The organism is Rossellomorea sp. GAMAL-10_SWC, assembly GCF_049568075.1.
Taxonomy (GTDB): domain Bacteria; phylum Bacillota; class Bacilli; order Bacillales; family Bacillaceae_G; genus Gottfriedia.
On the sequence record NZ_CP144911.1, the window covers coordinates 4,885,995 to 4,898,088 of the forward strand.

Sequence of the window (12,094 nt, forward strand, 5' to 3'; positions counted from 1 at the left end):
GTGGGATTTTGAATAAACAAAGTAATACGATAAATTTAAATGATCCAAGTTTACTTAGTTCACGTCAAGCGTGTCAAGAATGGGGGATCAATGACTCAACATTACGGAAACGAATAAATGATTTTCCAGACGGTACGATACGTAAATTTGGTTCCTCTTGGGTAGTAACTCGTGAAGGTATGTTAGCAGTTTTCGGACAACCAAAAATGAAATAATGACATCGGAAAGGAGTATCTATATGTCTGCGATCAACCCAAAAGCAATGGATATTAATCAACATGAGTGGTTGAGTATCTTGAAACAACCTTCGACATTAAGACAATCTTATCAAGTAGAAGGTGAAACCATACAGTTTAATCAAATTGCATGGAGAATTTTAGGAACAAACATGGATGAAGATGAGTATTTTGAAAACCTATATGAACTAGTACATGACGAGTCTTTAAATGTCATTCTATTAAGCGAAGAATTAAACAAGACTATTTCGAATGATATGTTACAAGCAGTTCAAAGAATAGTAACAATAAACAGTGCTGAAAATGGATTGTCAGTGAACAGACTAATTGCATTCCTTGAAGGTGAGCGATTAATTCCGAAGCACGAAAATGAGAACATACATAGACATATTCGAGAGCAAATTAAATCTGTATTATCTAGCTTTAAAGATTCACATAAAAATGGATTCCTTGATAGTAATTTTAGAAGGATCATAGTTGATCTCGTAAAATGGTTACATAACCATGTAAATAAATGGATTGAGAGTTTTCCTACTAGTTCTCCATTGATCTTATGGTATGGTGATACAACGCTAAGTGAATGTTATTTCCTTTACTTGCTAATCATTTTAGGTTTTGATGTTGCTATATTTCATCCTGAAGGAAAAGATTCATTATCTCATTTATTAGGTACCAAGAACGACGGAATTAAAATACTACCTTCAACGACATCTTTCGTACCTTTTCCTAAAGAAAAGCCAGTTAGGAAGAGTACAGTTGCCCATAGAGCAACAAAGGAAATTGAGAAATTATTGCATACTGAGGATTCTTTATTATATAAACCATGGCAATTTAGAAACTATGCTCCAAGATCAATTACGTTAAAAACAACCTTTGATGAACTATTCATTTTACATAAAGAAAGAGCAATGTTACGTCCTAATTTTCAAGTAAAAGACAATAGTGTTGAAATACCGGTTTTCTTTATGAAGATTTTAGGTGTGACGAAAAACCATCGTGAATATTGGGAAAAGATTGGCCAACTAACTGAAACTAATTTAGCACTTAAAATAGATAAATTTCCATTTACCCAATTAGTTAAAGGAAACCAACAATATCATTACCAAAATGCTTTAGGGCGTGACGGGATGCTTGACCCCGATAAGATGTTGGTTAGTAACTGGTGGAGATATAAAGAACTTCCGAGCGGATTACAGTTTGGTCTAGCTTCTGCTATATCCAGATATGTTGACAGAGCAAATATTAAGTCACTACCAAATGAAACAAAGGCTCAGACACAACTATTTTTATTTAGCCAATCTATGAATATACCAAACGAAATATTAAGATTACTGCAACAGTTTGATTATACACAACAAGTTCCAAAATTAATTATTTACAATACAGAAAGAGATGGTGAACTAAATAGAAACGACGCAGCACTACTTCTATTATTAAATGAGTTTGGAGTGGATCTAGTTTTACTTAATCCGACGGGTCAGAATGATATCGAACTATTCGTAGATGACAAATTATTCGATTCCCATTGGCTAGATGAAGTTACTTTTGATACTGAATTTCAAGTGTTGCGAGCATCAGGACAGTCACTAATTAAAAATCTATTTAGAAAAATAGTTAAATAAAAGGGGAACTTAAAATGTCTATAAATACACTTACTAGTTTAGAAAAGCAAGATGAAATTTTACAAACGAATGCAAATGATATGAAATTGCAATTAAGAAATGAACCGGAAGTACACCGTCTAGCAAGTTCAATAGACCATAAAAATCAAATAGCTTTATTGGAGTACGGGAAAGAACCAGCAACTGAAATTTCAACCTTCTCAGGTAAAATATTAAATACAATTAAGGCTTCAAGTATGGAAGAATCTAGCGTTCTATTAAAACAATTAGGAAAAATTATGGACCGCTTTGATGCGAAAGATTTTGCAGAAGAAAAAGGGTTTCTTTCAAAAATTTTTAATCGTGGTCAAAAGTTAATTGATAAATTATTTGATAAATATCAATCAATGGGTACTGAAATTGATAAAGTCTATGTAGAAATTACAAAGTATGAACACGAAATGAAAACATCCACAAATACATTAGAACAACTTTACGAGCAAAACGTCGCATATTATATGGAGCTAGAAAAATATATTGTAGCTGCAGAAATGAAAGCAGAAGAATTAAAAACACAACTTCCTGCTTTAACTGAACGAGCTGGATCAGGTAATCAGCTCGCTATGATGGAGTTAGATTCCTTGAAAAATGCGATCGAGTTACTTGAACAACGTACTTATGATTTAGAAATGGCAAAACAAGTTGCTTATCAATCAGCTCCGCAAATTCGTTTATTACAACGAGGTAATACTAAACTGATTGGTAAAATTAACTCAGCCTTTGTAACAACAATTCCAATTTTTAAAACTGCATTAATTAATGCAATAGCAGCTAAGAGACAAAATTTAGTAGCTCAATCAATGAATGAATTAGATAAGAGAACAAACGAATTATTATTACGTAATGCCAATACAATTTCACAGCAAAGCGTGGATATTGCTAGATTATCAGGATCTCCTAGCATTAAGATTGAGACGATGGAAGAAACTTGGAATATCATTATGAAGGGTATGCAAGAAACGAAAGCGATTGAAGAAGAAAATAAAATTCAACGTGAACAAGGTAAATTGCGTTTAGAGCAACTGCAAGAAAACTTCATTAAACTTAAGCAAGGAAAGTAATGATATTAAGGATTATTCAATCGTTTTTAAAAAGTCAGTGGCCGACAAGCTACTGACTTTTGCTTTTTATTGTACTGAATGCTTATTAACTATCTAGTAATACTAAATTATATAATGCTTCTGATTTAGATAATCGGGGAGCCTTTTTAGAGATTATTCATTCTTTTATTTCGAAAAAATGTTATTATAATATAATGAAATGAAAAGTTAATGCTAAAGTACATAGTGTTGTAAATAAATGGAAGATTAGAATAGTGACTCTTAATTAAATGATTAAAGTTGATAAGTAAATAATTCTGAAAGTTCTGTAACAATGATGGAAATATATTGACAATAAAAGTCGCTTTAGTATAATTAATGATTGAAAATGATTATCAACTTCAATGTTAATTAAGGAGAGAACGAAATGATTAGCAATATCAAAATGCCCAAATTAATTGGGATTATCATGTCTTTATTTTTATTGATTGGTCTAGTTGGCTGTTCATCAGATTCAAGTAAAAAGTCTGATAAAAAGTCTTCAAATGAATCTACTGTCACAGTTGATACTAAATTCGGCAAAGTGGAGATTAAAGGGCATCCGAAACGTGTTGTTGCTCTAGGTTGGGGAGATGCAGAGACGGCATTAAGTCTTGGAGTTGAACCAATTGGTGCAAGTGACTGGCTTGCTTTTGGAGGTGACGGTGTAGGACCTTGGTTAAAAGGTGCATATAAAAAATCACCAACTATTCTTGGAACAATGGAACTTGATTATGAGAAAATTGCTTCTCTTAAACCAGATTTAATTCTTGATGTAAAATCTTCGGGTGATGAAGAACGATACAAACGCCTTTCAGAGATCGCTCCAACGGTTGGGGTTCCTAAGGGTGGAGATAATTATTTAACGACTACTACAGACCAGGTGCGAATGATTGCACAAGCCCTTGGTAAAGTAGATAAAGGTGAAGAACTACTTAAGAATGTAGATGTGGCATTTGATAAAGCGGCTAAAGCAAATCCTGAATTTGCAGGTAAAACGGTTGCAGTTGGTGCTTACGATTCTTCAGGTTTTGGTGCATACGTAAAAGGCGATTCTCGTGTTGATTTTGTAACGCGACTTGGATTCAAAAACAAAGAAGAGATTGAAAAATTAGCTAAAGGTAATTTCTTTATTAAAGTTGCTGACGAAAAGTTAGATCTATTAAATGCAGATCTTACGATTGTTTTACCTATTTTTGTTGATCCAAAAGAGATAACAAATAATAAACTTTATCAAAAGATCCCTTCTGTAGCTGATGGAAGATCAATTATTCTTGATACAAACTCTTCAAACGCATTTTCAACAGGAACGGTTCCTGCATTATTATGGGCAATCGATAATTTACCACAACAGTTTAAAAAAGCATTAGAAGGCGGGGAGTAAAACAGTGACAGCGATGAAGCAACCAAAAAATAAAACGACTCAAGTAGTTGGGGAAAATAAAAAAACAATTACTTCAATGCGGTTGCAACGATTTTTGGGCTTCATCGTAGCACTTTTACTTTTGGTAGCCGTAGTGTTCTTAAGTTTAATGATCGGTGCTAAATCCATACCTTTTGAAGTTGTATGGGACGCGTTGTTTTCACCAAACAATAGCTATGACCACACGATCATTCATAATACTAGGATACCAAGAACACTTATTGCACTGATCGTAGGTCCCGCATTTGGACTAGCTGGAGCATTAATCCAGGTGCTGACTAGAAATCCACTAGCGGACCCTGGTATTCTTGGTGTAAATGCTGGGGCGGCTTTCGCAGTAGCGATAGGGATTGGTGTTTTTTCTGTTACATCGATGTCTGCCTATATGTGGTTTGCACTTGCCGGTGCATTAATAGCGACAATTGCTGTGTATGTTATAAGTGGAGGAGCTGGTAAAAAAGCTCCTACACCTGTACAAATTACACTTGCTGGGGTCGCACTTGGTGCCACTTTGAGTGGGATTACTACATCATTAACATTAATAAATAGTAAAGCATTTGCACGAATGTTGAACTGGAGTGTTGGAACATTAACTAGGAGAAGTCTTGATGACCTTTGGCTTGTTCTACCCATTATAATCGTTGGTGCATTATTAGCTTTTGTCATTACGCCTGCCTTAAACGCAATTGCCTTCGGAGATGATCGTGCATCATCTTTAGGAGTAAATGTTGGTGTGACTCGTGCAATCGGTTTGATTGCAATTACACTTTTAGCTGGCGGGGCAACTGCGATAGCTGGACCAATTGGTTTTATAGGATTAATGGTGCCACATTGTGTACGATGGTTTGTCGGTCCAGACCAATTCTGGATTTTTCTATACTCAATAGTAGCAGCACCGATCATACTTATCCTTTCAGATATTATTGGTAGAGTTATATTGTTACCTTCAGAAGTTCCAGTAGGTATCATTACGGGACTAGTTGGTGCACCGATTCTATTGATTCTTGTTCGTAGACGTAAAGCGAGTGGATTATAAAATGAAGTTGATTTGTGGCAAAGGTTTGAATGTAAGAAGGAGTGATTATTATGCGCCCCATTAATTATGGCAGGCACTATCTACAACTGAAATGGCCTGTAAAGGCGCGAATTGATGTGAGGAGCATGATTGTTACGGCAATCCTTCTTATAGCCACGATTGCAATTGCAATGTTTGCATTAATGGTAGGCACACTGAAATTGAGTGTTCATGAAGTTTTATCTGCTTTAATTGGCCAAGCGACAGGGATGACGAGAACAGTTGTGGTCGAATGGCGGTTACCACGAGTGGTGGCTGCGATTGTTTTTGGAGCAGGTTTAGCAATAAGTGGCATGATTTTTCAATCAATCACTCGGAATCCTTTAGGGTCTCCTGATATCATTGGTTTTACCTCAGGCTCTTATACTGGAGCACTTATTGTGCTTCTTGTCTCTAAGTCGACTTCTAACATTAGTGTAGCTGGTGGGGCTTTGATTGGTGGATTCGCAACGGCTCTACTTATCTATTTGCTTGCTTTTCGAAAAGGAACGCAGAACTTTCGTCTTATTATCGTCGGAATAGCAGTTTCAGCGATCTTAGGAAGTATCAATTCAATGCTCCTTATTAAAAGTGATGCAGAGGTTGCGTTGACTGCAGCGGCTTGGGGAGTTGGATCGTTAAATGGGATTGATTGGAAACAAGTAGTTCCTCCAGCAATTGCTGTCATTATTCTCATTATTTGTGCTGGAATCATGAACAGACCATTGCGTGAAATGGAGTTCGGCATGGATGCTGCGAAATCTCATGGTGTTCGAATTGAACGATCCCAACTATTCCTAATTCTTATTGCAGTTGCATTGACGGCTGCTCCAACAGCGGTTATTGGGCCAGTTAGTTTTGTTGCACTTGTTGCACCACAAATCGCTAAACGTATCACCAAATCAGAGGAGAGTATATTACCAGCAGCAATGATGGGAGCGTTTCTTTTACTTGGTGCGGATGTTCTCGCGCAAAGAGTAATTCCAGGAACAATTTTTCCGGTAGGTGTGGTAACTTTATCATTAGGTGGAATATACTTAGTTTGGCTGTTATTTCGTCAAGCACGATCAGCTTAAACGAAATAAAAATGTACAAGGTTTAGTAGGAACTTTCTCGCACAGGGTTTCATGTATTACGATATTCTGATTGAAAGAAGTTGAAAATGAATTATGAAGTTAACAGCGGCAGAAATTCAAAGCCAAAAGACGATTCAAACAGAGTCTAGGCTTTGGACAGAAAACATTACAATCAAATACGATAATCGGGTAATATCCAGAAACCTTTCAGTAGAAATTCCAGACGGATCATTTACAGTAATTGTTGGTCCGAATGGATGTGGGAAATCAACCTTACTTCGAACACTTTCAAATTTGTTAAAGCCATCTGAAGGGCAAATTTTATTAGATGGAAAAGCTATTACATCTTATAAGTCAAAAGAAGTAGCCCGTAAACTAGGTCTATTACCTCAATCTTCAACTGCTCCAGATGGAATAACGGTAGCGAATTTGATCGCTCATGGCCGATATCCATATCAGAGTCTTATAAGACAATGGACTGATGAAGACGAAGCAGCAGTAATGTCTGCGATGAAGCTTACAAATACGAGCGATTTGTCACATCGATACGTAGACGAGCTATCCGGAGGACAAAGACAAAGAGTTTGGGTCGCGATGGTACTTGCCCAACAAACACCAATGCTCCTACTTGATGAACCAACGACTTACCTTGATATTGCTCATCAAATTGAGTTGTTAGAGTTATTTAAAGATCTAAATCATCAAGGGAATACATTAGTTGCTGTTTTACATGATTTGAACCATGCTGCGAGATATGCAGATAATATTATCGCTATGAAGGATGGCCAGGTGATTGCACAAGGAGATCCTCGGGAGATTATCACTGCAAAACTAGTCGAAGAAGTCTTCGGTTTAAAGTGCATAATAATAGATGATCCAGTTGCCAATACACCACTAGTTGTTCCTTTAGGTAAACAGAGTTAACTTGTGATTTAATTTAATATCACTAATAAAAAAATAAGTGAAAATAAATACATTACACTTATTTCTTTATTAGTGATTTTTTGTTAAGTTAATTTTTATAGCTAACTTACTCCTATTTAAAAATCAATTTATCGTCATTAGTTCAACTATTTTTTTATCCTGTTTTTTATTAAGAAATTTTAATTTGAACTAATTGTATTTGTTTGAAATAATCATAGTGGGATAAAAAAGTATTTAATACAATTGTTCTAGTAAATGACAAAGCGGAGAATTCATATGAATAAAGAAATGGAAGTAGTCGATCATCTTGAGGAACTGCGTAAAAGAATTATCATTACAGCAGTTACTTTTATTGTTTTATTTATAATTGGGCTTGTGTATGTAGAACCAATTTATAAATTCTTAACAAAGGATTTAACATATAAACTAGTCGTTTTAAGTCCTGGGGATATATTATGGGTCTATTTTTCGATATCTGCAGTTTTTGCGGCCGTTTTTACGATACCGGTTGCAACTTGGCAAACTTGGTTATTTGTTAAACCGGGTTTACATCCTTCTGAACAAAAAGGGATCGGATTTTATATACCCGCACTATTTTTTCTGTTTGTTTTTGGATTAGTTATTGGCTATTATTTTGTTTTTCCTAATATCCTTAGATTCCTAACGATAATGGGACAAGGTATGCTTGAACAAAACTACACTGTTGATAAGTATTTCTCTTTTCTTTTTAATCTAGTCGTTCCATTTGCTGCATTTTTTGATATGCCAGTCGTGATTATGTTCTTAACAAAAATCGGCATTGTGAAGCCTAGTTATTTACAGAAAGTGAGAAAATATGCATATTTTATCTTAGTAATCGTGGCGTGTTGTATATCACCACCAGACTTTATTTCACATATTTCCGTCTCAATTCCATTAATATTATTATATGAACTAAGTATATTAACATCTAAATCGGTATATAGAAAAAAAGAGGTAAATGAGTAAAAGCTCATTTACCTCTTTTTGTTTCAAAGCATTTTTATAAGATTTATTAAAAAGTCTATACTCTCATAATCTTTTTATTAGTAAATTTTAAACTTTGAACAAGTTGACTAATCATAAATTCTTCATAGGTTATAAAAAGCTAGGCAAATAACTTTTTGTCGGAAAAAGGATGAAGTAAGGAGCATAAACTATGCATTATTCAATTTGGATTACTGTTTTATTTCTTGCCTTTTCATCTAGTATTGATAATTTTGGAGTAGGAATAACTTATGGAATTCGAGGTATAAAGGTTGGATTATTAGCGAATTTAATTATTTCAATCATAGCTTTTATTTTCAGTGAAGCAGGTATTGTTTCAGGTCAGTATATTTCAAAAGTGTTTCCAGGGACACTTTCGAATGTAATCGGTGCATTTTTTTTACTGGTAATTGGACTTAGAATTGTTCTACTTACTTTTCCAAGAAAAGATAAACAGACCATAATAAATAATGATGACGAATCAGTTTCAAATATCGTTACAAATTATTTAAGTTCACCGGAGAAAGCCGATGTTGACCATTCAGGGGACATAAGTAGTTTTGAAGCAATCATACTAGGGACTGCTGTTTCAATGAATGCACTTACGAACGGCCTAGGTGTTGGATTAATTGGACTTTCACCATTTGCAATATCGATAGCGGCTAGTATTTTTAGCTTTTTGGCAATCTGGTTAGGCGTCCTTTTAGGAAAAAAAGTTGCCAATGTGAAAATTGGTGGTTGGTCGCTCGGACAATTTAGTTCCATTATTAGTGGAATTATATTGGTGTTGATTGCGATACACAATCTTGTTTAATAATAGATAAAAGAAAAGAGCCGATGATCGTATTTGAACATCAGCTCTTTTCTTTGTTAGATACTATGCGATTGTAGATTGGGAGATATCCTCTTGTTCATTTTGAACATCCTTCTTTGAAAAAGAAAGATATCCAACTAGAATAATGATGATAATCGATAATACTAGGGTAACTGGCCCACCACCAAATCCAAGTCCACCATGCTTTTGAGATACAGAGCTCCAATCAGAAAATGATGCTCCAACTGGTCTTGTCATAATGTAAGCAAACCAAAATGAGAAAATTTCATTTAGCTTGAAGAACTTTCTTCCAATAACCGGTATTGCTAATAAAACTGTGAACAGTATACCTGATGAAAAATAGCCTAAATGCATTGTTGATGCAGTCATGTCACCAGCAGCAGTTCCTAAAGCGAAAGTTCCCATAACAACTGACCAATACAAGACTTCACGTCGTCGTGTGTAAATGCTGTGTATGGAAAGAGTTTCCTCCATCTTATACCAAATCATAAAAATAATTGCCAGCGAGACTGCAAAAAACACCGTTGATATCGCATATGGAACACCAAGACCAACGTGTACAACGTCTGCGGCTACGGTACCAAATACACTAATCATTACAACAACTAACCAATAAATACTAGGTACATATTTACGGACTTTAAACTGTAAAATTAAAGACAGAATTAGGACAATTAATGCGACTGCAACACCTATTACTGGTGTTAAAGTTTTTACGATATAATCGGAAAACACTTCACCCATACCAGTTGTTAATAACTTAGTAATCCAGAAAAATATTGTTACCTCTGGAACTTTTTTTAACATATTTTCTAATGGTGGATTTATTTTCTTATTTATATGCTTTTGTTCAATTGATTCCATTTCATAATCCTCCTTACTGGATTTAAATATAATGTAAACAAGTTTTATGAAAGGAAAATGAAAATCGTATGTAATTTAGTAAAATTCCATAATTTAGAAATTATTATTGTATATCCAATCGTATTCTATTAGAATCAATAAAAAGAAAATGGGTGATAAAATGATTAAATATCCAGTTTTAAAAAGTGGTGCAACGATCGGGATAACCGCACCATCATCAGGCTTAAAAGTGCAGTTCCACGAATTGATAAAGCAGTCCATTAACCGCATGGAAAGAGACGGATATAAAGTGGAGTGTGGAGAGGTTGTTTGGACGCAGGACAAAGCAAAATCTGCCAATGCTAACAAACGTGCAAATGAATTAAATTTAATGATGAATGATGAGAAAATAGATTTCATTTTTCCGCCGTGGGGTGGAGAGCTTGCAATCGAGATTCTTGATCAATTGGCAATCGAAAGCTTCAAAGAAAAATGGATTTTAGGATATTCTGATACGAGTATTATTTTATTAGCACTTACTTTAACAACAGGGATTGCTACTGCACATGGAACGAATTTAATCGATTTAAGAGGAGAATATTCTGATGACACAACAGCTATGTGGCAGAAGGTATTAACAACTCAATCCGGTGACTCGATCACACAAACTTCATCCGAATTGTTTCAAGCAAAATGGCAGCATGAAAATCCAACACCATATGTATTTCATTTGTCCGAAAAAACAAAGTGGAAAACTATATCGAATAAAGATGAGAAAATCAAAGGAAGGTTGCTAGGTGGATGTATTGATGTGATTAGACATCTTGTCGGAACTCCTTATGGAGATGTACGTTCATTCAGAAGTAAATATATTGAAGAGGAACCAATCATTTGGTATTTCGAGAATTGTGAAATGAATACAACAGATTTAAGAAGATCCATAGTACAAATGAAACTTGCAGGATGGTTTGAAAATTGCGCTGGTATATTATTTGGACGTAGTGCGGCAAATCAAACTGTCGATAACTATACAATAGAAGATGTATATAATGAGTTAAATAAAGAATTAGCAATTCCGATCATTTACGATATCGATTGCGGGCATGTACCGCCTCAAATTACATTAATTAATGGAGCATTTGCAGAAGTAGATGTAAGGGGTGGAAAAGGTAAGATTGTACAGACTTTTATATAATACAATACAAGAAGCGTTTCTTTACAAAAAGAACGCTTTTTAATTTATTTTATTTACTGAAAAGTTTGACTGTAATGTTGTAATGACAATCCGTGTCTCAAAAAAATACTTAATTTAGAGAGGATGGTGTCATGGGAATTTTATTTATCCGTCATGGTCAATATGAAACAGATTTATTAAATGTACATGAAAGAAGAGCAGATATTTCCTTAACTGATTTAGGGGTTAAACAAGTAAATAAAAAGTCTGAAAAAGTAAAAAATGAATTTTCTCAAGAAGCAATCTGGACAAATACGCTAAAAAGAGTGAAAGAAAACTTCAACAATACTGATGGATCGATCTGACGGGATGCGAAATAAAATTTGAAGACGACTTAATGACAGCTTGTCCTTTCCTCAATCCATAATATTCATTATGGCCACTATCAAAATAGCCAGTGCAAAGAAGAAAATCATAAAATAACCAATGTATCGAATAGGTTTTGGTAAACTATGCAACTTAGCATTCGAAGGGTTAGTTGCGTTTCCTTCAATCTTATTAAAATGATCGGTTACATCGTTAAACGACTTTCTTTCTACTAAAACTTCTTGTTCTTTTACTGGTTCATTATCCTTTTTCATTTGAATCTCCCCTTGTAATTTTTCTTTCATTATACACTTACCAATACCATGTAATACAGGAATATTTTACATGAATTATTAATATTCTGTTACATAAATTAAAATATTTTTAAGATTCGCAATAAAATAGGTATTTTTTACCA

Annotated in this window: 13 protein-coding genes; 11 read left to right on the forward strand and 2 right to left on the reverse strand. The window is 34.5% G+C overall.

From position 1 onward, the window contains the following. Positions 1-8 precede the first annotated feature (8 nt). The 9 genes from V5E38_RS23525 to ytaF all read left to right on the forward strand — a co-directional run bounded on the left by V5E38_RS23525 (position 9) and on the right by ytaF (position 9,272). Positions 9-215 carry a helix-turn-helix domain-containing protein gene (locus tag V5E38_RS23525; protein ID WP_025671239.1) on the forward strand — a complete coding sequence of 69 codons (207 nt, stop codon included), beginning with the start codon at positions 9-11 and terminating at the stop codon, positions 213-215. 23 nt (positions 216-238) lie between these two features. Next, entirely contained in the window at positions 239-1,858 is a 1,620-nt protein-coding gene (locus V5E38_RS23530) for a YceG family protein (RefSeq protein WP_499211650.1), read from the forward strand. Between the two features lie 14 nt (positions 1,859-1,872). Continuing rightward, the gene (locus V5E38_RS23535) at positions 1,873-2,958 is read left to right on the forward strand and encodes a toxic anion resistance protein (RefSeq protein ID WP_499211651.1); all 1,086 of its coding nucleotides are present in this window, start codon (positions 1,873-1,875) and stop codon (positions 2,956-2,958) included. A 406-nt stretch (positions 2,959-3,364) separates the two neighbouring features. Then, positions 3,365-4,360: an iron-siderophore ABC transporter substrate-binding protein gene (locus V5E38_RS23540; protein ID WP_499211652.1), complete on the forward strand. Its 996-nt coding sequence runs from the start codon at positions 3,365-3,367 to the stop codon at positions 4,358-4,360. A 13-nt stretch (positions 4,361-4,373) separates the two neighbouring features. Next, positions 4,374-5,435: a FecCD family ABC transporter permease gene (locus V5E38_RS23545; protein ID WP_499213634.1), complete on the forward strand. Its 1,062-nt coding sequence runs from the start codon at positions 4,374-4,376 to the stop codon at positions 5,433-5,435. 50 nt (positions 5,436-5,485) lie between these two features. After that, on the forward strand, positions 5,486-6,529 hold the full coding sequence (locus V5E38_RS23550) for a FecCD family ABC transporter permease (protein ID WP_499211653.1): 1,044 nt from the start codon (positions 5,486-5,488) through the stop codon (positions 6,527-6,529). A 93-nt stretch (positions 6,530-6,622) separates the two neighbouring features. Continuing rightward, complete coding sequence (locus tag V5E38_RS23555; RefSeq protein WP_499211654.1) at positions 6,623-7,453, forward strand: ABC transporter ATP-binding protein; 831 nt, start codon at positions 6,623-6,625, stop codon at positions 7,451-7,453. A gap of 276 nt (positions 7,454-7,729) precedes the next feature. Continuing rightward, positions 7,730-8,440, forward strand: coding sequence for a twin-arginine translocase subunit TatC (tatC, locus tag V5E38_RS23560; protein ID WP_254664620.1), 711 nt, complete (start codon positions 7,730-7,732; stop codon positions 8,438-8,440). A 190-nt stretch (positions 8,441-8,630) separates the two neighbouring features. Next, positions 8,631-9,272 carry a sporulation membrane protein YtaF gene (ytaF, locus tag V5E38_RS23565; RefSeq protein WP_098861099.1) on the forward strand — a complete coding sequence of 214 codons (642 nt, stop codon included), beginning with the start codon at positions 8,631-8,633 and terminating at the stop codon, positions 9,270-9,272. A gap of 63 nt (positions 9,273-9,335) precedes the next feature. Here the strand turns inward: ytaF and V5E38_RS23570 are convergent, their stop codons facing one another. Further along, positions 9,336-10,157 (reverse strand): COG4705 family protein, encoded by an 822-nt coding sequence (locus tag V5E38_RS23570; protein ID WP_499211655.1) that lies wholly within the window; start codon positions 10,155-10,157, stop codon positions 9,336-9,338. 160 nt (positions 10,158-10,317) lie between these two features. Between V5E38_RS23570 and V5E38_RS23575 the strand changes: the two genes are divergently transcribed. Together V5E38_RS23575 and V5E38_RS23580 are read left to right on the forward strand one after the other, a co-directional pair. Next, on the forward strand, positions 10,318-11,331 hold the full coding sequence (locus V5E38_RS23575; RefSeq protein ID WP_499211656.1) for a S66 family peptidase: 1,014 nt from the start codon (positions 10,318-10,320) through the stop codon (positions 11,329-11,331). Between the two features lie 131 nt (positions 11,332-11,462). After that, positions 11,463-11,675: a phosphoglycerate mutase family protein gene (locus V5E38_RS23580; protein WP_499211657.1), complete on the forward strand. Its 213-nt coding sequence runs from the start codon at positions 11,463-11,465 to the stop codon at positions 11,673-11,675. A 51-nt stretch (positions 11,676-11,726) separates the two neighbouring features. Here the strand turns inward: V5E38_RS23580 and V5E38_RS23585 are convergent, their stop codons facing one another. After that, positions 11,727-11,951: an amino acid transporter gene (locus tag V5E38_RS23585; RefSeq protein WP_499211658.1), complete on the reverse strand. Its 225-nt coding sequence runs from the start codon at positions 11,949-11,951 to the stop codon at positions 11,727-11,729. Between the last annotated feature and the right edge of the window lie 143 nt (positions 11,952-12,094).

What these genes read in the sequence shown, in the direction of transcription:
- V5E38_RS23530 (WP_499211650.1), top strand. Translation starts at nt 239, where the DNA reads ATGTCTGCGATCAACCCAAAAGCAATGGATATTAATCAACATGAGTGG.
- V5E38_RS23535 (WP_499211651.1), top strand. Translation starts at nt 1,873, where the DNA reads ATGTCTATAAATACACTTACTAGTTTAGAAAAGCAAGATGAAATTTTA.
- V5E38_RS23540 (WP_499211652.1), top strand. Translation starts at nt 3,365, where the DNA reads ATGATTAGCAATATCAAAATGCCCAAATTAATTGGGATTATCATGTCT.
- V5E38_RS23545 (WP_499213634.1), top strand. Translation starts at nt 4,374, where the DNA reads ATGAAGCAACCAAAAAATAAAACGACTCAAGTAGTTGGGGAAAATAAA.
- V5E38_RS23550 (WP_499211653.1), top strand. Translation starts at nt 5,486, where the DNA reads ATGCGCCCCATTAATTATGGCAGGCACTATCTACAACTGAAATGGCCT.
- V5E38_RS23555 (WP_499211654.1), top strand. Translation starts at nt 6,623, where the DNA reads ATGAAGTTAACAGCGGCAGAAATTCAAAGCCAAAAGACGATTCAAACA.
- tatC (WP_254664620.1), top strand. Translation starts at nt 7,730, where the DNA reads ATGAATAAAGAAATGGAAGTAGTCGATCATCTTGAGGAACTGCGTAAA.
- ytaF (WP_098861099.1), top strand. Translation starts at nt 8,631, where the DNA reads ATGCATTATTCAATTTGGATTACTGTTTTATTTCTTGCCTTTTCATCT.
- V5E38_RS23570 (WP_499211655.1), bottom strand. Translation starts at nt 10,157, where the DNA reads ATGGAATCAATTGAACAAAAGCATATAAATAAGAAAATAAATCCACCA.
- V5E38_RS23575 (WP_499211656.1), top strand. Translation starts at nt 10,318, where the DNA reads ATGATTAAATATCCAGTTTTAAAAAGTGGTGCAACGATCGGGATAACC.
- V5E38_RS23580 (WP_499211657.1), top strand. Translation starts at nt 11,463, where the DNA reads ATGGGAATTTTATTTATCCGTCATGGTCAATATGAAACAGATTTATTA.
- V5E38_RS23585 (WP_499211658.1), bottom strand. Translation starts at nt 11,951, where the DNA reads ATGAAAAAGGATAATGAACCAGTAAAAGAACAAGAAGTTTTAGTAGAA.